Origin of the sequence: Delftia sp. HK171 (genome assembly GCF_001886655.1) — a bacterium.
Lineage (GTDB): Bacteria > Pseudomonadota > Gammaproteobacteria > Burkholderiales > Burkholderiaceae_C > Comamonas > Comamonas acidovorans.
In genome coordinates this window covers 888,602-910,612 of the sequence record NZ_CP018101.1, presented here as the reverse complement: position 1 = coordinate 910,612, position 22,011 = coordinate 888,602, and the positions used below count along the sequence as shown (strand labels likewise).

Here is a 22,011-nt window from a genome sequence, read left to right as displayed (position 1 = left end):
CGCCTTTTCCATGCCCGCCCACCTGCTTGTCCCAGAGTCCACGCTTCCGGCCCCGGTGCTGGTGGTGGAGGACGAGCCGCTGATCCGCCAGCGGCTGCAGTCCGTGCTGGGCCAGCTGGGCTACACGCCCGATGCCCTGCTGTTCGCCGGCTCCCTGGCCCAGGCCCGCGCCTGCCTGGCCGAGCCCGTGGCCCTGGCCCTGGTGGACCTGGGCCTGCCCGACGGCAGCGGCATCGACCTGATCGCCGAGATGCGCAGCGCAGACCCGGCCGTGGGCATCCTGGTGATCTCGGCCTGGAGCACGGAGGACGCCATCCTCTCGGCGCTGCGCGCAGGCGCCACCGGCTATGTGCTCAAGGAGCGCGACGACCTGGAAGTGTCGCTGTCCATCCGCAGCGTGCTGCGCGGCGGCGCGCCCATCGACCCCTTCATTGCGCGCCGCGTGATCGCCGAGCTGCAGGGCGCGGCACCCGCCACGCCGGAGAGCGGCGGCACCGAGTCCACGCTGAGCGCGCGTGAAAGCCAGATCCTGCGCCTGGTGGCCGATGGCCTGACCAACCGCGAGATCGCCGAGCAGCTGCACCTGTCGCGCTACACGGTGGAATGCCACATCAAGCACATCTACCGCAAGCTGGCCGTGTCCTCGCGCACGCGCGCCGTCAACACGGCACGCGTGCGCGGATTGCTGGGCTGACGGCCATGGGCGGGTGGCGCCGGTGGTTCGGCCCGGTGCGGCGCCTCGCCCTGGGCCAGGCCCTGGGCCTGGCGGTCCTCCTGTGCAGTACCTGCGCCTTGGCCCAGGCCTGCCTGCCGCAGATCCTGTCCATCCAGTCCGCCAAGGCCGCAGGCCTGGGACCGCCGCCCATCGCCAGCGCGGTACGCGACTGGCACAACGTGACCCTGCCCGACCACTGGCTGGACCGCTGGCCCGGCTACAGCGGCGCCGTCTGGTACCGCATCGACTGGCAGCGCGACTGCGCTCACCCCGCTGCCGCTTCTGCCACCGCTCCCGCCGCCGCAGATCCCGTGGCGCTGGCCCTGCACTCCATGGTCATGGCCGGCGAGGTCTTCGTGAACGGCGACCTGCTGTGGCGCGACCGGCACCTGGTCGAGCCCCTGTCGCGCAGCTGGAACATGCCGCGCTTTTGGCTGCTGCCCGAATCCGCGCTGCATGCGGGCACCAACAGCGTGTGGATACGCGTGCACGGCCTGGCCGAGCAGACGCCGGGCCTGGGCGAGGTGCGCCTGGGCGAGCCCGAGGCGCTGCGCCGGTGGCACGAGCAGACCTGGTGGAACCAGCGCACGCTGTTTGCCATGAACATCGTGGTCTCGCTGGTGCTGGGCGTGCTGTTCGCCTTTGCCTGGCTGCAGCGGCGCGCCAGCAAGGCATTTGGCTGGTACGCGCTCAATGCCTTCTGCTGGGCGCTGTTCCTGGCCAATATCCTGGCCACCGAGGCCTGGCCCTTCCCCGACACCCTGGCCGTGGCACGCGGCAACCTGCTGGTCTTCTTGCTGTTCAGCCAGAGCTTTTGCCTGTTCACCTGGCGCTTCGGCAGGCTGCACCTGCCCCGGCTGGAAAAGCTGCTGTGGGCGCTGACGCTGGCCGGCATGGCCGCCGCCATCTTCGCGCCCTGGTCGCTGGTGGACGGCGTGCTGCACATCGGCCTGGTGTACTTCGGCATCTGCGTGGCCGTGTCGCTGCACTTCCCGCTGCACGCCTGGCGCACGCGCGAGCCGGGCCACCTGGTCTACGCGGCCTGCCTGCTGGTCTTCCTGTGCGCGGGCCTGCACGACATGCTGGCGCTCAAGAAGGTGATTGGCCCCGCCACGCCCTGGATGCCCTATACCGCGCCGCTGACCATGCTGGCCCTGTCCATGGTGCTGGGCCGGCAGTTCGTGCTCAGCATGCGCCGCATCGAACAGTTCAACCAGGAGCTGACCGACAGCGTGGCGCGTGCCTGCGACGAGCTCGGCGGCACGCTGGCGCGCGAGCATGCGCTGGCGCTCAGCCACTCGCGGCTGCAGGAACGGATGCAGCTGGCGCACGACCTGCACGACAGCCTGGGCGGCTCCCTGGTGCGCTCCATCGCCATGGTGGAGCAGGCGGGCGGCCCCATGCACAACCGCCAGTTCCTGTCCGTGCTCAAGCTGCTGCGCGACGACCTGCGCCAGATGATCGACAGCGGCACCAGCGTCTCCGTCACCGTGCCGGACACGCCCCAGGCCTGGATCGCGCCGCTGCGCCACCGCTTTGCCAGCCTGTTCGACGCGCTGGACATGCAGTCCGACTGGCAGGTGCCGGCCGCCTGGCCGCAGCCGCCCGGTGCGCTGCAGTGCCTGGCGCTGACGCGCGTGCTGGAGGAAGCGCTTGCCAATGTGATCAAGCACAGCCGCGCCCAGTGCGTGCAGGTGCAGCTGCAGTGGCCCGAGCCGCATTGGCTGATGCTGCGCATCACCGACGACGGCGCAGGCTTTGACGTGGCCGCCGTGCAGCAGGCCGGCATGGGCGTGGGCCTGCGCAGCATGCAGGCGCGCCTGCAGCGCCTGGGCGGCCATCTGGACATGGATTCAGAACCCGGCGCCACCGTGCTGGCCGCCTGGCTGCCCGTGCCCGGCGATCACCTGCCCGACGGCGCGGAGCAGGCCACCCTCAGCGCGAAAAGCGCCCTATCCCCGCACTGACGCCGGCCGGCGTCAGCACATCGTCGAAATACTCCAGCGTGAGCTGGTTGCCGTCGAACGTGGCCTTGGACAGGCTGCCCGGCGAATCGCCCTCGGGCACGAAGCTGAAGACCTCGCCATCCCAGTGGCTGAGCAGCATGCGCTGCGAACCCAGGCTGACCTGCAGCCCCCGCCACCCGTCTGCAGGCTGACCTGGGCCGGCCCGTAGAAGCGGTTGGCGTAGCTGCCCACATAGGCGCCCAGCGGCCGGGGCGGTCGGGGGAAAGGGGGCCGGGTCTTGCCCGCCAGCTCGCCATGCGGCTGCATGATGGGTGCCAGCCGCTTGGTCCAGATGCTCTCCCAGTCCTGGCGCTGGCGGCCCCATTCGACCTGGTCCAGGAACTGCGAGACCACGATCTCGGGCACGCCGATGGGCATGCCGTTGGTCAGCACCACGATGCCCAGCTTGAGCTCGGGCATGACTGTGAAGCTGGTCGCGCTGCCCGTGCCGAAGGCGCCCGAGTGGCTGTAGGTGGTGCGCCCCGCCTCGGACACGCCCACGTTGAAGCCGAAGCCGTAGTAGCGCGCAGGCTCGCCGTTGCCGGCCGGCGACTGCAGCATCTGCGGCGACAGCGCCGTGCGCAGCGCCTGCGCATCGACCACCTGGCGGCCCTCGAAGCGGCCCTCGTCCAGCAGCATGGTCATCCAGCGCGCCATGTCGCGCACCGTGGAGCTGACGCCGCCGGCGGCCGACTGCGCATCGGGCCGGCGCACCGGCCCCGTCTGCCAGACGCCGTTGACGCGCAGGTGGCCGGCCGCGCGGTTGGCGCGCGCCTCGAAATCGGCAAACAGCGAACTGGTCTGCGTCATGCCCAGCGGGCCGTAGACGGCCTGCTGCGACAGCGCGGCCCAGGACTGGCCCGCGATGGCAGCCACCGCCTCGGCGCCCGTGGTCAGGCCGAAGTTGCTGTAGGCGTACTGGGTGCCCACGGGCCGCAGCGGCAGATAGCGCAGGCGCTCCAGGATCTGGCGCTGGCTGTAGCCCAGCTCCTCCAGCGCATCGCCGGCCTGGCCGGGCAGGCCCGAGCGGTGGGCATACATGTCGCCCACGGTGATGCGCTGGGCAGCGTCGGCGTCCTCCAGCGTCCACCAGGGCAGGCCCTGCTGCACGCGCGTGTCCCAGGACACGCGGCGCTGGCCCACCTGCTGCGCCACCACGGTGGCGCCCACGGACTTAGAGACCGAGGCGAGCTGGAACACCGTGTCCGCATCCACGGCCAGCGACGAGCCCAGACGGCGCACGCCCATGCCCTGGGCATAGACCAGGCGCCCTTCATGCACGACCGCCACGGCCACGCCGGGCACGCCCGTGCGCCGCATCTGCGCGCGCACCTGGCCGTCGAGTTGATCGAGCGCACGCTTGACGCGGTCCGTCACGGGCGGATCGATGGGATCGCCCCAGGACACCTCGCCGTTGCATCCGGCCGTGGCCACGGCGCCCAGGGCCGCTCCCAGAAAATGCCGGCGCGCAAGAATCGATGAAGCCATGGGGTCTCCTGTGGTGCTGTCGTGAAGAACAAAAGGAAAAAGAAAAAGGGGCGGTTGTGCCGCCCCCCGTGACGATAGCAAAACGCGCCGGGCCGAATCCTGCCCGGCATCAATGCCGCGTCAGTGCCGCATCAGTGCGGATCCACCGCCGCGATGATGCCGCCGCCCAGGCACACGTCGCCGTCGTAGAGCACGGCCGACTGGCCGGGCGTGACGGCCCATTGCGGCTCGGGAAAATCCAGCCGGAAGCCCTCGGGCGTGGCGCCCGAGATCAGGGCCGGCGAGTCGGGCTGGCGGTAGCGCGTCTTGGAGCCGTAGGCCTTGCCCTCGGCGGGCGCATGGCCGGCCACCCAGCTGACCTGGTCGGCCAGCAGCGACTGCGACAGCAGCCAGGGATGGTCATGGCCCTGCACCACGCGCAGCGTGTTGGTGTCCAGCTCCTTGCGCGCCACGAACCAGGGCTCATGGTCGCCGCCACCGCGCGGCGCGCCCTTTTCCTTGACGCCGCCGATGCCCAGGCCCGAGCGCTGGCCCAGCGTGTAGAACGACAGGCCCACATGCTTGCCCAGCTTGCGGTTGCGGTCGTCGAGGATGTTGCCGGGCTCCTTGCTGATGTAGCGGTTCAGGAAGTCGCGGAAGGGCCGCTCTCCGATGAAGCAGATGCCCGTGGAGTCCTTCTTCTTCGCGTTGGGCAGGCCGATCTCCTCGGCAATGCGGCGCACCTCGGTCTTCTTCAGCTCGCCCACGGGGAACATCGACCTGGACAGCTGGGCCTGGTTGAGGCGGTGCAGGAAGTAGCTCTGGTCCTTGGCCGGGTCCAGCCCCTTGAGCAGCTCGAACAGCTGCGTGTCGGGGTTCTGGCGCACGCGGGCGTAGTGGCCCGTGGCGATCTTCTCGGCGCCCAGGCGCATGGCGTGGTCCAGGAAGGCCTTGAACTTGATCTCGGCATTGCACAGCACGTCGGGGTTGGGCGTGCGGCCGGCCTGGTACTCGCGCAGGAACTCGGCGAAGACGCGGTCCTTGTACTCGGAGGCGAAGTTCACATGCTCGATCTCGATGCCGACCACATCGGCCACGGCGGCGGCATCGACGAAATCGACATTGGACGAGCAGTATTCGCTGTCGTCGTCATCTTCCCAGTTCTTCATGAAGATGCCGACCACTTCATGGCCCTGTTGCTTGAGGAGATGGGCCGTGACAGCGGAGTCCACACCGCCCGACAGGCCCACCACGACGCGGTGTTTAGTCATGGCAGCGATTATCCCCGCGCCCTTCAAAGGCTGCGCGCCACGGGCTTTGCAGCCCTGCGCCAGCAGGAATAATGGCTCTCTTGCCCTCTAGGAAACGCCCGCATGCGCTACGACCTGACCGATCTGAAGCTGTTCATGGCCATCGCCCAGGCCGGCAATCTCTCGCGTGCCAGCCAGGCGCGGCACCTGACGCCCTCGGCCGCCAGCCAGCGGCTGCGCAATCTGGAGCAGGCCCTGGGCTGCCAACTGTTCACGCGCGAGCACAAGGGCATGCGGCTGACCGAGGAAGGCCACGCCATGCTCGAGCATGCGCGCGGCGTGTTCGCCGCCATCGACGGCATGGAGGCCGAGGCCGCCCTGCTGGGCAGCAGCCTGCAGGGCAAGGCGACGCTGGCGGCCAACAGCTCCTCGCTGCACGGCTTCATCGGCCCGCACATCGGCGAGTTCCTGACCGCCTTTCCCGAGGTGAACCTCACCCTGGTCGAGCAGACCAGCGAGACGATTGCCGCCAGCGTGGCCGAGGGCGAGGCCGACCTGGGCGTCTACGCGGGCGAGCCCATGGCCGGCGCCGTGGCCTGCGAGACCTTTGCGCTGGACCGCCTGGTGGTGATCGCCCCGCCCGGCCATCCGCTGGTGCCCCAGCCGGGCGAGAGGCAAGACGACGGCGAAGGCCCTTCCTGCCGCTTCTTCGACACCCTGTCCCATGCCTTCGTGGGCATGGCGCTGACCAGCAGCAACTACGCCTTTCTGCGCGAGCTGGCCAAGCGCCATGGCCGGCCGCTGCGCTGCCGCATCCACGTGGACGATTTCACCTCCATCGTGCGGCTGGTCTCGCAGGGCGTGGGCCTGGCCATCATTCCGCACAGCATCTACCGCAGGCTCGGCACCGCGCATGCGGTGGCCTGCCTGCCGCTGGAGGAAACCTGGGCACGGCGCCCGCTGCAGCTGGTGCGCTCCAGCGAACGGCCGCTGACGCCCACCGCGCAGCGGCTGCGCAGCTTTCTGAAAGGGCTGGCCGACAAGGCCTAGGTTCAGGGCTGGGCCTGGGCCTTGGCCTGCTTGCGCTCCAGGAAGGCATTCATGTGGTGCTGCGGCTCGCCCGTGTTGAAGGCCGCGCCGAACTCGGCCACGCTGTCGGTGATGGCCGAGTCCACGCCCATGCCCTCCCAGCGGCGCAGCAGGCGCTTTTGCTGGCGCAGCGCCTCGATGCCGATCTCGCCCAGCCCCTCGGCAATCTGCGCGATGCGCGCATCGAGCTGGCCGCCGGGCACGCATTCGTTGAGCAGGCCCCAGCGCTCGGCCTGCAGGGCGCCGATGTTCTCGCCCGTGAGCAGCAGCCAGCTGGCGCGCGTGCCGCCGATCTGCGCCGGCATCATGGCCGCGTGGATCACCGAGGGAATGCCGACCTTGACCTCGGGCATGCCCACCACGGCATCATCGGCCGCAATGCGCAGGTCGGCCGCCATGGCCAGCTCCAGCCCGCCGCCCAGCGTATGGCCCTGCAGCCGGGCGATCACGGGCACGGGGAAATGCCGCACCGCGTTGCACAGGTCGCGCAGCCCGCTGATGAAGGCGCGTGCCGAGGCGGCGTTGAGCGACGCCATCTCGCGGATGTCGGCCCCCGCCACGAAGGCGCGCGTGCCCGATCCGCGCAGCACCAGGCAGTGCAGATCGGGGCGCTCGGCCAGCTCGGCCAATTGCGCGGTCAGCGCGCGGATCACGGGCGTGCCCAGGATGTTCAGCGGCCCGCCGCCGGTGATGGTGAGCACGGCGGTCTGCGGGGTGGGAAAGGTCACTTGTGCATGCACGGCAGATCTCCTCAAAGTTTCTCGAATCCGATGTCGCGGATCAGCTGGGACCAGGCGCGGTTGGAGCGCTCCACCGTCTGCCTGAACTGCGCAGGCTCCTGGAAGTCCACGACGGCGCCCTGCTGCTCGATGGTCTTGATCAGCTCGGGCTTTTGCAAGGTCTTGCGCATGGCTTCGCTGAGCCTGGCAAGAATGGCGGGATCGAGCCTGGCAGGCGCGCCCAGGCCGTACCAGGACATGTCGTTCATGGGCTTGAGCCCGGCCTCGGCATAGGTGGGCACGCCCGGCAGGGCCGGAAGGCGCACGGGGCTGGACACGGCCAGCGCACGCAGCTGGCCGCCCGCGATCAGCGCGCCGGAAGACGGCATGTTGTCGAACACCACATCGAGCTGCCCCGCCATCAGGTCGTTGAGCGCCGGCCCCAGGCCCTTGTAGGGCACATGGGTGAGGGTGGTGCCCGTGGTGCTGCCGAACAGCGCACCGCTCAGGTGGCTGAGCCCGCCATTGCCCGAGGAGCCGTAGTTGAGCTTGCCCGGCGCGGCGCGCGCCGCGTCGCTCACATCCTTGGCGCTCTTGTAGGCCGAGCCTGCGCTGACCACCATCACGCCCGGCACGTTGGCGATGTTGGTGATGGGCGTGAAGTCCTTCACCGGGTCATACGCGGGCTTGGCGTAGACGTTGGGGTTCACGGCATGCGAGCTCTCCACCATCATCACCAGGGTGTAGCCGTCGGCCGGCTGCTTGGCCGCATAGGCCGAGCCCGTGCTGCCGCCCGCGCCGGGGCGGTTTTCCACCACCACGGGCTGGCCCAGCGTCTCGCCCAGGTAGCGGGCCGCCACGCGCGCGATCACATCGGTGGCGCCGCCCACCGCATAGGGCACGACCAGGCGTATGGGCCGCTCGGGATAGCTTCCGGCCCCCGCCGCCCCGGCCGCCCCTGCCGCCCCCGCTGCATATGCCAGCGGCATCCCCGCCAGCGCGGCGGCTGCCACGGCGGCCTTCAGTGCTTTCATGCGTTTCGTCATCCTTGTCTCCTTCTTGGCTTGTCGATGTCTAGGGATTCAGAGGTCCTGCGGCGCCGCACCGAGCACGGGCGGCGGCGACACCTGGACGCCGCTGCCGGCCGGCACCATGGGGTTGCGCACCAGCTTCAGCGTGCCCAGCTGCGGGTGCTCCACCGTCTGCAGCATCTGGCGGTGCCGGACCTGCGGATGGGCGAAGACCTGCTCCATGGTGTTGATGCAGCCCCAGGGCACCTGGGCGGTGTCCAGCGCATCGGTCAGGGCCTGCAGCGGCCAGCGGCCCAGCGCCGCGCGCAACAGCGGGCGCAGCTGCGCCATGCCGGTCAGGCGCGCGGCATTCGTGGCAAAGCGCGCGTCCAGGTGCCAGTCCGTGCCCAGCACGGAGCACAGGGCGGCGAACTGCCCGTCATTGCCGATGGCCAGGATGAAATGGCCGTCTTCGCAGGCAAACACCTCGTAGGGCGCGCAATTGGGATGGGCGTTGCCCGTGCGGCGCGGGTTCTCGCCGCTGACCAGGTAGTTGGCCGCCTGGTTGGCATTCATGGCCACGGCCACGTCCAGCAGCGCCAGGTCGATGTGCTGGCCGCGCCCCGTGCGCTGGCGCTGCACCACGGCCGCCAGCACGGCGCTGGTGGCATACATGCCCGTCATCAGGTCCACCACGGCCACGCCCGTGCGCAGCGGGCCCGCGCCCTCCTCGCCATCGGCCACACCCGTGTAGCCCATGAGGCCGCCCAGCCCCTGGAACACATAGTCGTAGCCGGGCTTGTGCGCAAAAGGGCCGCTCTGGCCGAAGCCCGTGATCGACAGGAAGATCAGCCCGGGGTTGATGGCGGCCAGCGCCGCGTAGTCCAGGCCGTGGCGCGCCAGCGCGCCGGCCTTGTAGTTTTCCACCAGCACGTCGGCATCGCGGATCTGGCGCAGCAGCCAGGCATGCGAGGCCGGCTCGGTGAAGTCCAGCGCCACCGACTGCTTGCCGCGGTTGCAGGACAGGAAGTAGGCCGACACGGCCTCGCCACCGGGGGCCTGCACGAAGGGTGGCCCCCAGGCGCGCGTGTCGTCGCCCGTGCCGGGACGCTCGATCTTGAGTACCGATGCGCCCAGGTCGGCAAGGTTCTGGGTGCACCAGGGTCCCGCCAGGATGCGGGACAGGTCCACCACGCGCAGGCCGTCGAGGGCGCCGGACAATCCATGGGTTTGTTGCATGGACTCCATGCTCGCGGCATGGCGCGCGGTGGTCCATCGGTCATTGCTTCATGCTGCGTTCGCCTGGGCTTCATGCTGCTTGTGCCTTGGCGCGTCCAGCGGCTTGCCTGCGCGGCAGGCAGGGGCCGGGTCTCGGCCCGGCGGCCGACCCCCTTTCTTGATCGCCAAGAAAGGGGGACAAAGAAGGCGACCCCGAATGTCCGCGACCCTTCGCTTCGCTGCGGGCAACCTGCACCGGGCCGCCTGCGGGGTTCGCCGTGAAACTCACTTCGCGCTGCGCGCTCCGTTCAGACAATCACGGCGAGTCAGATGACGAGGCAGTCCTGTCCTTCGGCAGGACTGCAACCCCGCAGACAACCCGGCGCAGGCGCTGACATACGGGGGAGTTGCTGCGGGCCGTCGCTGCGCTCGGCCCCTTTACCGGGCATGCGCTACTGCTTCCTCAACCGTTTCCCAGATGAACCGGCCCGACGGGCTTTGCTGCTCCTCCACCACATGCGCCACCAGCCCGGCCGCCCGCGAGATCACGGCAAAGCCGCGCATCACGGCCGTGGGCACGCCGATCTCGCCCAGCAGGGCAGCCACGGCCCCCGTGGCGTTGATGGTGATGGGCCGGCCCGCTGCGGCGTCCACGGCGGCAGAGAGGATTTCGAGCGCGCGGATTCTGCTGCCCGCCAGTTCGGGTTCGGCGCGGCCCATGTCCAGCAGCTTGTAGGCGCGCGGGTCCACGGGCTTGTGCAGGTGGTGGCCGAAGCCGGGCACGGGGCTTTTCAACGCCTTGTGGTGCTGGGCGATGGCGCGGGCCTCGGCCTCGGGGTCGGCGGCGGCGGCAATGCGGTCGAGCAGCGCGGCGCAGTTCTCCATGGTGCCCACGAAGGAGCTGCCGACGGCCAGCAGGCCGGCCGAGACGGCGCCCTGCAGGTTCTCGGGCGCGCTCATGTAGATGAGGCGCGTGGCGATGGCGCTGGGCGTGAGGCCATGCTCCATGAGCACGATGAGCACCACATCGGCGATGCGCAGGTCCACGGGGCGCAGCGTGCGGCCCAGGATCTGCATCAGCATCACCTCGGTGAAGGTCTTCTTGCCCATCAGGTCCTCGACCAGGTCGGCATCGCGGTAATGCAGGCTGGTGAGGGTGTGGGTGCACAGGCGGGTGACGGGGGGTTGGGAGGTTGCCATGGCCAGGGTTTCCTTGTGATGGTGTGCGGGATCAGCGGGGTGCCAGCGCAAGCTCGCGCACGGCCGTCTTGAGCAGCTTGCCCACGGGCGAGCGCGGCAGGCTGGCGTGAAAGTGGATGCGCTTGGGTGTCTGCACGGGGCCCAGGCGCTGGCGCACGAAGGCGATCAGCTCGGCCTCGTCCGGCCGCTGGTCGGGGCGCAGTTCGGCGCGCAATTGCACGGCGGCCTGCACGGCCTCGCCCCAGTGATCGTCGGGGATGCCGAAGACCACGCACTCATGCACGGCCGGGTGCTGGCCCAGGGCGTTTTCCACATCCACGGGATAGACGTTGAAGCCGCCCGTGATGACCAGGTCCTTCAGGCGGTCCTTGAGGTGCAGGTAGCCCTGCGCATCGATCAGGCCCCGGTCCCCCGTGTGCAGCCAGCCGTTCACCAGGGTCTCGGCGGTCTTGCCGGGCAGGCGCCAGTAGCCGCTCATCAGCAGATCGCCGCGCGCCACGACCTCGCCCACCTCGCCCCGGGGCAGCAGGCGGCCATCGGGCGCCATGATGGCCAGGTCGCTGAACCAAGTGGCCCGGCCCACGGAGGTCCACAGGCCTTCGTCCTCGAAGTCCTCGGGCCGCATGGCCGTGAGGATCTGCGGCGCCTCGGTCTGGCCATAGGTGGTGGCCAGCACGGGGCCGAAGAAGGCGCGCACCTGGCGGATTTTCTCGGGCGGCATGGCGGCGCCGCCGTAGATGAGGCGGCGCAGGCCGGGGAAGTCCGCACGGCTGGCGCCCGGCAGCGCCATCAGCATGTAGATCAGGGTGGGCGGCATGAAGCACACGGTGCCGCCGCGCAGGGCAAAGGCGCTGCGCACGGCCTCGGCACCCGCACCGTCCAGCAGCACATGGCAGCCGCCCTGCGCCAGGATGGGCAGCAGGTAGGTGGACGTGCCATGCGTGATGGGCGCGGCCATGACGTAGCGGTCATGCTCATCGAACCCCCAGGCCTGGATCTGGTTGGCAATGCCGGCCATCCAGGCGCGGCAGGGCTGCATCACGCCCTTGGGCAGGCCCGTGGTGCCGCCCGTGAACTTGATGGCCTGGATGGCATCGGCGGGCAGGTCGGGTGTCACAGGCAAAGCGCCGGTCTGCGCCTGCTCCAGCGCCGCCGTGCCCTCGCCCAGCACCAGGTGGATGCCCGGCGCCCCTTGCACCAGTGCAGCGCCACCCGCATCGCACAGCACGATGGAAGGCTCGGTGGCATCGATGATGCGGCGCACCTCGGACTGCGTGCTCTTGGGATTGAGCGGCACCCAGACCTTGCCGCTGGCCATCACCGCCAGCAGGGCGGCGACATGGTCTGCGCTGTTGCCCGCGCAGATGCCCACGCGGCTTTGCACGGCGGGCTCCAGCGCCTGCAGGCCGGCCGCCAGCGCGGCCACCTTGCGGGCCAGCGCGTCATAGCGGATGCAGCCGCCCGGCGCGTCGATGGCGATGCGCTGCGGCCAGCGCTCGGCCGCGCGCCAGAAAAAATCAATGGGTTGCATGGGGGTCGTCTCCTTGTGGGGCGGTTGTGTTGAGCTTTTGCCGAACGTGTGTCGAACTACTGGGCAGTGGCGCCCGAGGCCTTGACCACCTCGCGCCAGCGCTTGATCTCCGACGCCGCAAAGCTGCGCATCTGCGCCGGGGTGCCGGGCTCGGGCGTGGCGGCCATCTCGCCCAGGCGCTGGCGCAGCTCGGGTGCGGCCAGGGCGGTGTTCAGGGCATGGTTCAGGCGCTCGATCACGGCGGGCGGCGTGCCCGCAGGGGCGGCCAGGCCGAACCACGACTGCACGTCGAATCCCGCATAGCCCGACTCCGCCAGCGTGGGCACATCGGGCAGCAGCGCCGAGCGCCGGGCGCTGGTGATGGCGATCGCGCGCAGCTTGCCGGCCTGCACATGGGGCAGGGCCGAGGGCGCGTTGTCGAACATGGAATCCACCTGCCCGCCCAGCAGGTCGGTGATGGCCGGTGCGCTGCCGCGGTAGGGCACGTGCAGCATGCGCAGGCCCGACAGCTGCCGGAACATCTCGCCCGACAGGTGGATCGACGAGCCGCTGCCCGACGAGGCGAAGCTGATGCCCTGCGCACTCTGCCGGGCGTAGCGCACATAGTCGGCCACGTTCTGTATGGGCAGGCGCGGGTTGACCACGAGGATGTTGGGAATCTTGGCGATCAGGCCGATGGGCTCGAAGTCCTTGACCGGGTCATAGCCGAGCCGGGGGTAGAGCGAGGCATTGATGGTGTTGGCAATGGTGTAGACATACAGCGTGTAGCCGTCCGCAGGCGCCCGCGCCACGGCCTCGGCGCCCACATTGCTGTTGGCGCCCGTGCGGTTGTCCACCACCACGCTCTGGCCCAGCTGCTCGCCCATCCGGGCGGCCACCAGGCGTGCGATCACATCGGTGGCGCCGCCGGCCGCATAGCCCACCACGAGCCGCACGGGCCGGGCAGGCCAGGCCGCAGGCTGCGCCAGCACGGGCGCGGGCGCCAACGCCACGGTCGCGGCGGCCATGCCGGCCAGTGCGCAGGTGAAGGAACAGGCCAGCAGGCGCCGGCGCGCCCACGGATTGAAACGGGCAGGGGTGGTCATGTCTTGTCTCCAGGTGATCGTTCTGATGTCTGCTTATGTCTGCTTATGTCCGCTCATGTCTGCCTGTGTGGGCTTTCGACGGCCTGCGGCACACTGCGCGCTGCACGCAGGCCCTTTTCTGCCCTGCCTGCAATCACCGGGAAATTCTTTTCCATGCCTTCGCGCAGCACCAATCCAAACGTCCGGCCAGCGGACATTCCTGTCTCCGCCGACGATGCCGGCAGCCGCACGCTGCGCCGTGGCCTGCAGGTGCTGGACGCCGTGCTGGCCGCAGGCCGCGAGGGCCTGCGCGTCGCTGACCTGTGCCGCGCCACGGGGCTGGAGCGCGCCACGGTGTACCGCCTGCTGTCCACCCTGGTGGACAGCGGCTATGTGGCGCACAGGGGGCGCTTCGGCTATGCGGCCGGCCACCGGCTGGCGGCCACGGCCGCCAGCGCGGGCCAGCCCAACATGGCCGTGCGGCTGCAGCCCGTGCTGGAGCGCGTGAGCGCGGGCTGCGCGGACGCGGCCTTTGCCATCGTGCGCGAAGGCGCGGCATCGCACTGCATCGCCCGCCATGTGGGCACGCATCCGGTGCAGATCCTGGTGATCCAGGTGGGCACGCGCCAGCCGCTGGGCGTGGGAGCGGCAGGCCTGGCCCTGCTGGCCGCCCTGCCCGATGCCGAGGTGCAGGCTGCGATGGCGGCCAACGCCCCCGTGCTGGAGCAGTACGGCGGCATGACGCCCGAGCGCATGGCCCTGCTGGTGAAGGCCACGCGCCAGCGCGGCTGGTCCGTCATCGGCAACCACGCCACGCGCGGCGTGCTGGCCGTGGGCATGGCGGTGCGCAATGCCGAAGGCGAGCCCGTGGCCGCCGTCAGCGTGGCCTCCACGCTGGAGCGCATGCCCGGCGAGCGCCAGAAGCTGATTGCGCGCTCGATAGGCGAGGCCCTGGCGACCCTGCTGCCGCGCGGCATCTGAGGCCAAGCCCCGGTCTGCACCGACAATCGGCGCTGCACACCACGAGCGCCGCCCCCATGGAACTGAGACAACTCCGCTACTTCGTCCGCATCGTCGAACTGGGCTCCATGAGCCGCGCCGCCCTGGACCTGGACATGGTCCAGTCCGCGCTGAGCCAGCAGGTCAGCCGCCTGGAAAGCGAGCTGTCCACCCGGCTGCTGCAGCGCACGCCGCGCGGCGTGGTGCCCACCGAGGCGGGCGTGGCCTTCTTCCGCGAGGCCCAGCTCACGCTGCGCCATGCCGAGCAGGCCGTGCGCAGCGCGCAGCAGGCGCGGCTGTCGGGCTCGGTCAGCGTGGGCCTGGCGCCCACCACCTCGGCCATGCTGGGCCTGCCCATGATGCAGGCCATGCGCGCGCGCTACCCCGATGTGCGCCTGCACATGGTGGAGGGCATGTCAGGCCACCTGACCGACATGCTCAATGCGCGCGCGCTGGACATGGCCGTGCTGTTCGACGCCCGCCTGCACGGCGGTCAGGCCCGCGCAGGCGGGCGGCGCTGGCAGGTGCATCCGCTGATCGAGGAAGAGCTGTTCCTGATCCGCGCGCGCGGCCACCACCCCGAGCCGCTGCCGCCGCAGATGGCGCTGGCCGACCTGGCCGGCGAATCGCTGATCCTGCCCACGGGCCTGCACGGCCTGCGCAGCACGCTGGACACGGCCTTCTCGCAGGCGCGCTTCACGCCGCATCTGGTGCTGGAGGTGGACTCGCTGTCCATGGTCATGGCGGCCGTGGATGCAGGCCTGGGCAGCACGGTGCAGCCCTGGGCCTCCATGGGCCGCTATGCCGATGCCGCGCAGCGCTTCGAGTGGTCGCGTATCACGGACAAAGATGCCCTGCGCACCAACTTGCTGTGCAGCCTGTCCGAGGATGAGCTGTCGCCCGCCGCCCTGGCCGCGCGCGTGGTGCTGATCGACTGCGTGCGCCAGCTGCTGCGCGGTGGTGCCTGGGCTGGCACGGCCCTCATCCATCACGAAGACTGATACCCCCATGCCGGCGGGCCCCTGCCCGCCGCGCGGCGTTCTCCCTACATTCGCAATCCCCACGATGGCGAATGCAAGGAGAACTCCATGGACCCCGATGTCCTGGTCATAGGCGGCGGCAATGCCGCCCTGTGCGCGGCCCTGATGGCGCGCGAGGCAGGCCGCAGCGTGCTGCTGCTGGAGGCGGCGCCGCGCGACTGGCGCGGCGGCAATTCCGGCCACACGCGCAACCTGCGCTGCATGCACGACGCGCCCCAGGACGTGCTGGTCGAGGCCTACCCCGAGGAGGAGTTCTGGCAGGACCTGCTCAAGGTCACGGGCGGCATCACCAACGAGCACCTGGCGCGCATGGTGATCCGTGCCTCCTCCACCTGCCGCGACTGGATGCGCCGCCACGGCGTGCATTTCCAGCCGCCGCTGTCGGGCGCCCTGCACGTGGCGCGCACCAATGCCTTCTTCATGGGCGGCGGCAAGGCCCTGGTCAATGCCTACTACCGCAGCGCCGAACGGCTGGGCGTGCAGGTGCGCTACGCGTCGCCCGTGGACCGGCTGGAGATCGAGGGCGGCGAGTTCAAGGCCGCCTGGGTGGGCGAGCAGCGCATCACCGCAAAGACCTGCGTGCTGGCGGCGGGCGGCTTCGAGTCCAACCGCGAGTGGCTGCGCGAGGCCTGGGGGCAGAACGCACGCGGCGAGTGGCCGTCCGACAACTTCCTGATCCGCGGCACGGCCTTCAACCGCGGCGTGCTGCTGCGCCACCTGCTCGAAGACCATGGCGCCGACCGCATCGGCGACCCCACCCAGGCCCACATGGTGGCCATCGACGCGCGCGCGCCGCTGTACGACGGCGGCATCTGCACGCGCATCGACTGCGTCTCGCTGGGCGTGGTGGTCAACCGCGAGGCCGAGCGCTTCTATGACGAGGGCGAGGACTTCTGGCCCAAGCGCTATGCCATCTGGGGCCGCCTGGTGGCCCAGCAGCCGGGCCAGACCGCTTGGTCCGTCATCGACGCCAAGGCCATTGGCCGCTTCATGCCGCCGGTCTTCCCGGGCGTGCGCGCCGACTCCCTGCCCGAGCTGGCACGCAAGCTGGGCCTGGACGAGGAACGCTTCATGCAGACCCTGGATGCCTACAACGGCGCCTGCCGCGTCGGCCACTTCGACCACACGGCGCTGGACGACTGCCATACCGAGGGCCTGGCCCCCGCCAAGACCCACTGGGCCCGCCCCATCGACACGGCGCCCTTCTACGGCTACCAGCTGCGCCCCGGCGTGACCTTCACCTACCTGGGCCTGGAGACCGACGACACGGCGGCCGTGCGCTTTGCCGGCCAGCCCAGCACCAGCCTGTTCGTGGCCGGCGAAATGATGGCCGGCAACGTGCTGGGCAAGGGCTATACGGCCGGCGTGGGCATGTCCATCGGCACGGCCTTCGGCCGCATCGCGGGCCGCAACGCGGCCCTGGCCGCCACGGGCCACCCCGCCGTGCGCGGCGCAGTGACAGAGAAGGCTTGACCGAGATGCAGACCCTGAACGCCCTGGCCCAAGAAGCCCAGGACCTGGCCGCAGGCCGGGTCATTCCCATCCTGCCGGTTTCCACCGAAACGGCCGCCGAAGGCGAGGTGGCGCGCGCCCTGCAGATCTGCAACGCCTGCCGCTACTGCGAAGGCTTTTGCGCGGTCTTCCCGGCCATGACGCGGCGCCTGGAGTTCGGCAAGGCCGATGTGCACTACCTGGCCAACCTGTGCCACAACTGCGGCGCCTGCCTGCATGCCTGCCAGTACGCGCCGCCGCACGAGTTCGCCATCAACATTCCCAAGGCCATGGCCGAGGTGCGCGGCCAGACCTATGCCGACTACGCCTGGCCGCCCGCCCTGGGGCGCCTGTACCAGAGGAACGGGCTCACGCTGTCGCTGGCCCTGGCCGCAGGCCTGTCGCTGTTCCTGGTGCTGGCCGTGGCCCTGCAGGGCGGCCTGGGCCGGCTGTGGGGCGCCGACCTGGGCGCCAACTTCTACAACCTGTTCCCGCACAACCTGCTGGTGGGCATCTTCGCGCCCGTGTTCCTGTTCGTGGTGCTGGCGCTGGCCATGGGCGTGCGCCGCTTCTGGAAGGACGTCAAGCCCGCCACCGGCGGCGTGGACGTGGGCACGCCGGCGGCTGCCGAGGCCGCGCACGACGTGCTGCGCCTCAAATACCTGGACGGCGGCCACGGCGAGGGCTGCCACAACGAGGACGATGCCTACACCCTGAGCCGCAGGCGTTTTCACCACCTGACCTTCTACGGATTCATGCTGTGCTTTGCGGCCACGGCGCTGGCCACGGTCTACCACTACGTGTTCGGCTGGGCCGCGCCCTACGAATTCCCCAGCCTGCCCAAGCTGCTGGGCGCCGTGGGCGGCACCAGCCTCATGCTGGGCACCGCAGGCCTGTGGCGCCTGAACCGCAGGCGCCACCCACTGCATGGCGACGCGCGCCAGAAACCCATGGACCTGGGCTTCATCGCCCTGCTGTTCCTGGTCGCGGCCAGCGGCATGGCGCTGTGGCTGGGCCGCGGAACGCCGGCGCTGGCCCTGCTGCTGTGCCTGCACCTGGGCGCGGTGATCGCCCTGTTCGCCACCCTGCCCTACGGCAAGTTCGCGCACGGCGTGTTCCGCACGGCATCCCTGCTGCGCCACAACACCGAAAAGCGCCAGCCCAGCCCCATCGGTCTGGGCGCCGACTAGCCGCATCCGCCCCGATTCCCAGCCAATGACGGAGACAACCCCATGATGAACAAGCGCAACTTCCTGCACGCCACCGCCCTGGCCGCCTCCCTGCTCGCACTGGCCGCCAATGCGCAGGCCCAGGACTTTCCTCCCAAAAAGCCCGTGTCCCTGGTCGTAGGCTTCGCCGCCGGCGGCGCCGCCGATGCGGCCGCGCGCCTGATCGCCAAGAAGCTGGGCGAGAACATCGGCCAGAGCGTGGTGGTGGAGAACAAGGGCGGCGCGGGCGGCAACATCGCCCACCAGCAGGTGGCCAACGCGGCGGCCGACGGCTCGGTGCTGCTGTTCGGCTCGGTGGGGCCGCTGACCATTGCGCCGCACCTGATGAAGCTGCCCTACGACCCCTTCAAGGACCTGGCGCCCATCTCGGGCGGCGTGAACTTTCCCAACGTGCTGGTGGTGCACAAGGGCGCGGGCGCGAAGACCCTGGCCGAGTTCGTGGCCAAGGCCAAGAAGAACCCGGGCACGGTGGACTACGCCTCGACGGGCGCGGGCTCGGCCTCCCACCTGGCAGGCGAGCTGTTCAACCAGCGCGCCGGCATCGACATGGTGCATGTGCCCTACAAGGGCGGCGCGCCCGCGCTGCAGGACCTGCTGGGCGAGCGCGTGACCAGCTACTTCGCCGCGCCGCCCACGGCCCTGCCCCACATCGAGGCCGGCAAGCTGATCCCGCTGGCCACCACGGGCCTCACGCGCCCGGCGTACATGCCCGACATCCCCACGGTGGCCGAAGCCGGCTATCCCGGCTTCGAGGCGCTGAACTGGTATGCCTTCGTGGCACCGGGCAAGACGCCCAAGCCGATGCTGGACCGCTGGAACACCGAGATCGTCAAGGTACTCAATGACCCTGGCGTCAAGGAGGCGCTGAACAAGCACGGCCTCACCCCCAGCCCACCACGCGCGCCGAGTTCGCGGCCTTCATGAAGAAGGAATACGAGCAGTGGGGCAGGCTGGTGAAGGAGCGAAAGCTCTCCGCGGAGTGAGCGGCTTGCAGGCGTTCAGAGCTTGATGGGCTTGCGTGCCACGGGGGCTGCAAAGCCCGCGCACAGGCGGTTCCAGACATTGATGCTGCCGATGGCATAGGTCAGCTCCACCATCTCGCGCTCGCTGAAATGCGGGCGCAGCGCCTCGAAGTCCTGCTGCTCGGGGTGGGCCTGGCTCAGGCGCGTGCAGCGCTCGGCCCAGTTCAGGGCGGCGCGCTCGCGCCCGTCGTAGAAATCCACCTCGGGCCAGGTGACGATGCTGTTGATGCGCTGCAGGTCCTCGCCCCGGGACAGCAGTTCGCGCGTGTGCATGTCCACGCAGAAGGCGCAGCCGTTGATCTGCGAGACGCGCAGGAACACCAGCTCCAGCAGCTGGATGCCCAGGCTGGACTGGTTGAGCAGCGCGTTGATGCCGGCCTGGGCCTTGTACAGCTCGGGGGCGACGGCCTGGAAGTTCAGGCGCGGCGTGGGGGCGGCAAGAGGACGGGCGCCGGTGGCAGCGGAAGACGAAGCGGTCATGGAAAACACTCCTTGAGGGATGTAGCAGCCGGCCGGAATGGCTGGCCCATACCTTCAAGACGCACGGGGCGTGCGCGCTGTGACAGCGTTTGTGAAAATTCTTTCGCAGCCCCGGCCCCCATCCCCCATTCCTGCCCCGGCTGGCGCTCAATCCGCCACGATGCGCCGCTCCGTGGCGATCTTGCGGTACAGGGCGTTCTCGGCCGCGATCTCGCGCGCGAACTCCTCGGGGCGGTTGCTGATCACGCGCGAGCCCGTGTCCTCGATCTGGCGGCGCACCTCGGGGCTGGCCAGCGCGCGCTGGGCGGCCGCATGCAGGCGCGCCACGATCTCGGGCGGCAGCCCCTTGGGGCCGTAGATGCCATAGAAGGCGCTGCGGTTGACCGGCTCCAGCCCCAGCTCCTTGAAGGTGGGCACCTGGGGCAGCTGGGCCAGGCGCTCGGGCGCGGCCACCGCCAGCGCGGTGAGCCGGCCCGCCTTGATGAAGGGCAGGGCCGAGGGCAGGTTGTCGAAGACGATGGGCACCTGGCCCGCCACCGCATCGTTGAGCGCCGGGCCCGAGCCCCGGTAGGGCACATGCGTGAGTGACAGCCCCGAGCGGCTGGACATCAGCTCCATCAGCATGTGGCCTATGGAGCCCGTGCCCGCCGTGCCGTAGGCATGTTTGCCGGGGTTCTTCTTCACCTCATCCACGAAGGCCGCAAAGCTCTGCGCCTTGAAGCCCGGATGCACGGCCAGCACATTGGGCGTGGCCGCAATGTTGGTGATGGGCGTGAAATCGTTGAGCGGGTTGTAGGGCAGGCGCGGGTTGATGGCCGGATTGGTGGCCGTGGTGGACACGGTGGCCACGCCCAGCGTGTAGCCGTCGGGCTGGGCACGCGCGGCCTCGTGCGCGCCGATGGCGCCTCCGCCGCCGCCCTTGTTGTCCACCACCAGCGGCTGGCCCAGGGCCTCGGCCATGCGCGGCGCGATCGCGCGCGCCACGATGTCGGTGGTGCCGCCGGCCGCAAACGGCACGATCAGGCGCACCGGGCGCGTGGGATAGGCGCCGGCATCGGCCGCCATGGCGCCCGGTGCGGCGCCTGCGGCCAGCAGCAGGGCGCACAGGCTGCGGCGTGAAGTGAAGTGGTTCATGGGATGTCTCCTGGGAATGGCTGTGTTTTGAACGGGCGGTGGAGGTTTCTGTCAGGCCGATGCGCGGCGCACGATGTGCGAGCGGTCCAGCGCGCCGCAGGAGGAGGCGCCCAGCATGGCCAGGTTGCGGTCCACCTCGTCGCGCAGCAGGCCGATGGCGTGCAGCACGCCGGCCTCGCCGCCCACGGCGGCGGCATAGTTGAAGGGCCGGCCCACCAGCACCATGCGCGCGCCCAGCGCCACGGCCTTGAGCACATCGGAGCCGCGCCGAAAGCCCCCGTCGATCAGCACCGGATAGTCCGGCCCCAGGGCCGCCACCACGTCCTCAAGAATGCGCATGGCCGACACCGCGCCGTCGAGCTGCCGCCCGCCATGGTTGGACAGCACGATGCCGTCGGCCCCCACGCGCCGCGCCTGCAGCGCGTCCTCCACGCTGAGCACGCCCTTGATGACCAGCGACCCCTTCCAGCGGCGGCGGATGGCCTCGATGTGGCGCCAGCTCAGGTGGTCGCGTGCCGAAAAGTCGCGCATCACGCTGGACGACATGATGGGCGCGCCGCGCGTGGCAAACGAGTTCTCGAAATGCGGCATGCCGTGGCGCAGCAGCGTGCGCAGGAAGGTGCCGGCCACCCAGCCCGGGCGCACCATGCCGTCCCAGGCCAGGCGCAGGCTGGGCTTGAGCGGCGTGGAAAAGCCGGTGCGGATGTTGTTCTCTCGGTTGGCGGAGATCGGTATGTCCACCGTCACCACCAGGGTGCGAAAGCCTGCGCGCTCCACGCGGTCGATCAGCGCGTCGATGCGGGCCTGGTCCCCGGGGATATAGGCCTGGAACCAGGTGGCCGGGCTCTCGCGCGCCACATCCTCCATGGGGATCAGCGAAGTGCCGCTCATCACCGACACAATGCCCGCGCGCTGGGCCGCGCGGGCCAGCACCAGGTCGCCCCGGTAGGTGGACAGCGCATTGATGCCCATGGGCGCGATGCCGAAGGGGCTGGCATAGCGCTCGCCGAACAGCTCCACGGCCTGCGAGCGCTGCGACACATCGGCCAGCACGCGCGTGGTCAGGCCCCATTCGCCGAACACCTCGCGGTTGTCGCGCAGCGAGGCGTTGTCCTCAGCCGCCCCGGCGATGTAGCCGAAGATGGGCCGGGGCAGCCTGCGGCGCGCGGCCTCCTCGAAATCATGCAGCGACAGCATGCGGCGCAGCACGGCCGGGGCGCGCGGCGCAGGCAGCGCGGATGCCGAAGGCGTGGAGGCAGAGGAGGAAGCGATGGCGGCCATGGTGCGGACCTCGGAATGTTCAGGAACCGGCGCCACTGTAGGCTGCGCATCCATTGAATGAAAGTG

The 22,011-nt window shown here is 70.1% G+C and carries 17 protein-coding genes and 2 pseudogenes; 8 read left to right on the top strand and 11 right to left on the bottom strand.

Translation table 11 applies throughout. The features are described from left to right. Window positions 1-10: 10 nt before the first annotated feature. Both BO996_RS04140 and BO996_RS04135 read left to right on the top strand, forming a co-directional pair. Complete coding sequence (locus BO996_RS04140) at window positions 11-694, top strand: LuxR C-terminal-related transcriptional regulator (protein ID WP_071954085.1); 684 nt, start codon at window positions 11-13, stop codon at window positions 692-694. 5 nt (window positions 695-699) lie between these two features. After that, complete coding sequence (locus BO996_RS04135) at window positions 700-2,682, top strand: sensor histidine kinase (protein WP_071954084.1); 1,983 nt, start codon at window positions 700-702, stop codon at window positions 2,680-2,682. Here the strand turns inward: BO996_RS04135 and BO996_RS04130 are convergent. Together BO996_RS04130 and mnmA are read right to left on the bottom strand one after the other, a co-directional pair. Continuing rightward, window positions 2,651-4,209: pseudogene (locus BO996_RS04130) on the bottom strand (serine hydrolase). The gene BO996_RS04135 and the pseudogene BO996_RS04130 sit on opposite strands and share 32 nt — an antisense overlap. A 131-nt stretch (window positions 4,210-4,340) precedes the next feature. Beyond that, window positions 4,341-5,459 (bottom strand): tRNA 2-thiouridine(34) synthase MnmA, encoded by a 1,119-nt coding sequence (gene mnmA, locus BO996_RS04125; RefSeq protein ID WP_065347090.1) that lies wholly within the window; start codon window positions 5,457-5,459, stop codon window positions 4,341-4,343. 102 nt (window positions 5,460-5,561) lie between these two features. Between mnmA and BO996_RS04120 the strand changes: the two genes are divergently transcribed. Continuing rightward, a complete protein-coding gene (locus BO996_RS04120) occupies window positions 5,562-6,488 on the top strand; it encodes a LysR substrate-binding domain-containing protein (RefSeq protein WP_071954083.1) in 927 nt (308 codons plus the stop codon). A 2-nt stretch (window positions 6,489-6,490) separates the two neighbouring features. Here BO996_RS04120 and BO996_RS04115 read toward each other — a convergent pair whose 3' ends face one another. The 6 genes from BO996_RS04115 to BO996_RS04090 form a co-directional block, all read right to left on the bottom strand. Beyond that, window positions 6,491-7,267 (bottom strand): enoyl-CoA hydratase, encoded by a 777-nt coding sequence (locus BO996_RS04115; RefSeq protein ID WP_071954082.1) that lies wholly within the window; start codon window positions 7,265-7,267, stop codon window positions 6,491-6,493. 11 nt (window positions 7,268-7,278) lie between these two features. Continuing rightward, the gene (locus BO996_RS04110; RefSeq protein ID WP_071954081.1) at window positions 7,279-8,292 is read right to left on the bottom strand and encodes a Bug family tripartite tricarboxylate transporter substrate binding protein; all 1,014 of its coding nucleotides are present in this window, start codon (window positions 8,290-8,292) and stop codon (window positions 7,279-7,281) included. A gap of 36 nt (window positions 8,293-8,328) precedes the next feature. Beyond that, window positions 8,329-9,495 (bottom strand): CaiB/BaiF CoA transferase family protein, encoded by a 1,167-nt coding sequence (locus BO996_RS04105; protein WP_198041268.1) that lies wholly within the window; start codon window positions 9,493-9,495, stop codon window positions 8,329-8,331. 417 nt (window positions 9,496-9,912) lie between these two features. Continuing rightward, entirely contained in the window at window positions 9,913-10,674 is a 762-nt protein-coding gene (locus BO996_RS04100) for a citryl-CoA lyase (RefSeq protein ID WP_071954079.1), read from the bottom strand. A 31-nt stretch (window positions 10,675-10,705) separates the two neighbouring features. After that, entirely contained in the window at window positions 10,706-12,205 is a 1,500-nt protein-coding gene (locus BO996_RS04095) for a class I adenylate-forming enzyme family protein (protein ID WP_071954078.1), read from the bottom strand. Between the two features lie 56 nt (window positions 12,206-12,261). Then, window positions 12,262-13,290: a tripartite tricarboxylate transporter substrate binding protein gene (locus BO996_RS04090; RefSeq protein WP_071954077.1), complete on the bottom strand. Its 1,029-nt coding sequence runs from the start codon at window positions 13,288-13,290 to the stop codon at window positions 12,262-12,264. Between the two features lie 153 nt (window positions 13,291-13,443). On the opposite strand from BO996_RS04090, the gene BO996_RS04085 reads away from it, so the two are divergent. The 5 genes and pseudogenes from BO996_RS04085 to BO996_RS04065 all read left to right on the top strand — a co-directional run bounded on the left by BO996_RS04085 (window position 13,444) and on the right by BO996_RS04065 (window position 19,011). Further along, window positions 13,444-14,250 carry an IclR family transcriptional regulator gene (locus BO996_RS04085; protein ID WP_071954076.1) on the top strand — a complete coding sequence of 269 codons (807 nt, stop codon included), beginning with the start codon at window positions 13,444-13,446 and terminating at the stop codon, window positions 14,248-14,250. 56 nt (window positions 14,251-14,306) lie between these two features. Next, window positions 14,307-15,269, top strand: a complete 963-nt coding sequence (locus tag BO996_RS04080; RefSeq protein ID WP_012202727.1) for a LysR substrate-binding domain-containing protein — start codon at window positions 14,307-14,309, stop codon at window positions 15,267-15,269. Between the two features lie 87 nt (window positions 15,270-15,356). Beyond that, complete coding sequence (gene tcuA / locus BO996_RS04075) at window positions 15,357-16,781, top strand: FAD-dependent tricarballylate dehydrogenase TcuA (RefSeq protein ID WP_071954075.1); 1,425 nt, start codon at window positions 15,357-15,359, stop codon at window positions 16,779-16,781. 5 nt (window positions 16,782-16,786) lie between these two features. Beyond that, window positions 16,787-17,989, top strand: a complete 1,203-nt coding sequence (gene tcuB, locus BO996_RS04070; protein ID WP_047328023.1) for a tricarballylate utilization 4Fe-4S protein TcuB — start codon at window positions 16,787-16,789, stop codon at window positions 17,987-17,989. Window positions 17,990-18,031: 42 nt separating this feature from the next. Continuing rightward, a pseudogene (locus BO996_RS04065) lies at window positions 18,032-19,011 on the top strand (Bug family tripartite tricarboxylate transporter substrate binding protein). A gap of 15 nt (window positions 19,012-19,026) precedes the next feature. Here BO996_RS04065 and BO996_RS04060 read toward each other — a convergent pair. From BO996_RS04060 to BO996_RS04050, 3 genes are all read right to left on the bottom strand, one after another. Continuing rightward, window positions 19,027-19,530, bottom strand: a complete 504-nt coding sequence (locus BO996_RS04060; RefSeq protein ID WP_012202723.1) for a carboxymuconolactone decarboxylase family protein — start codon at window positions 19,528-19,530, stop codon at window positions 19,027-19,029. Window positions 19,531-19,677: 147 nt separating this feature from the next. Then, window positions 19,678-20,664: a tripartite tricarboxylate transporter substrate binding protein BugE gene (locus BO996_RS04055; protein ID WP_071954074.1), complete on the bottom strand. Its 987-nt coding sequence runs from the start codon at window positions 20,662-20,664 to the stop codon at window positions 19,678-19,680. A gap of 51 nt (window positions 20,665-20,715) precedes the next feature. Then, a complete protein-coding gene (locus BO996_RS04050; protein WP_071957019.1) occupies window positions 20,716-21,945 on the bottom strand; it encodes an alpha-hydroxy acid oxidase in 1,230 nt (409 codons plus the stop codon). Window positions 21,946-22,011: the final 66 nt, after the last annotated feature.

Bases quoted from the DNA above. Each gene is read 5' to 3' on its own strand.
- BO996_RS04135 (WP_071954084.1), top strand. From the start codon at position 700: ATGGGCGGGTGGCGCCGGTGGTTCGGCCCGGTGCGGCGCCTCGCCCTG.
- BO996_RS04080 (WP_012202727.1), top strand. From the start codon at position 14,307: ATGGAACTGAGACAACTCCGCTACTTCGTCCGCATCGTCGAACTGGGC.
- BO996_RS04095 (WP_071954078.1), bottom strand. From the start codon at position 12,205: ATGCAACCCATTGATTTTTTCTGGCGCGCGGCCGAGCGCTGGCCGCAG.
- BO996_RS04120 (WP_071954083.1), top strand. From the start codon at position 5,562: ATGCGCTACGACCTGACCGATCTGAAGCTGTTCATGGCCATCGCCCAG.
- BO996_RS04105 (WP_198041268.1), bottom strand. From the start codon at position 9,495: ATGCAACAAACCCATGGATTGTCCGGCGCCCTCGACGGCCTGCGCGTG.
- BO996_RS04100 (WP_071954079.1), bottom strand. From the start codon at position 10,674: ATGGCAACCTCCCAACCCCCCGTCACCCGCCTGTGCACCCACACCCTC.
- BO996_RS04085 (WP_071954076.1), top strand. From the start codon at position 13,444: ATGCCTTCGCGCAGCACCAATCCAAACGTCCGGCCAGCGGACATTCCT.
- BO996_RS04110 (WP_071954081.1), bottom strand. From the start codon at position 8,292: ATGACGAAACGCATGAAAGCACTGAAGGCCGCCGTGGCAGCCGCCGCG.
- tcuA (WP_071954075.1), top strand. From the start codon at position 15,357: ATGGACCCCGATGTCCTGGTCATAGGCGGCGGCAATGCCGCCCTGTGC.
- BO996_RS04050 (WP_071957019.1), bottom strand. From the start codon at position 21,945: ATGGCCGCCATCGCTTCCTCCTCTGCCTCCACGCCTTCGGCATCCGCG.
- mnmA (WP_065347090.1), bottom strand. From the start codon at position 5,459: ATGACTAAACACCGCGTCGTGGTGGGCCTGTCGGGCGGTGTGGACTCC.
- tcuB (WP_047328023.1), top strand. From the start codon at position 16,787: ATGCAGACCCTGAACGCCCTGGCCCAAGAAGCCCAGGACCTGGCCGCA.
- BO996_RS04055 (WP_071954074.1), bottom strand. From the start codon at position 20,664: ATGAACCACTTCACTTCACGCCGCAGCCTGTGCGCCCTGCTGCTGGCC.
- BO996_RS04090 (WP_071954077.1), bottom strand. From the start codon at position 13,290: ATGACCACCCCTGCCCGTTTCAATCCGTGGGCGCGCCGGCGCCTGCTG.
- BO996_RS04140 (WP_071954085.1), top strand. From the start codon at position 11: ATGCCCGCCCACCTGCTTGTCCCAGAGTCCACGCTTCCGGCCCCGGTG.
- BO996_RS04060 (WP_012202723.1), bottom strand. From the start codon at position 19,530: ATGACCGCTTCGTCTTCCGCTGCCACCGGCGCCCGTCCTCTTGCCGCC.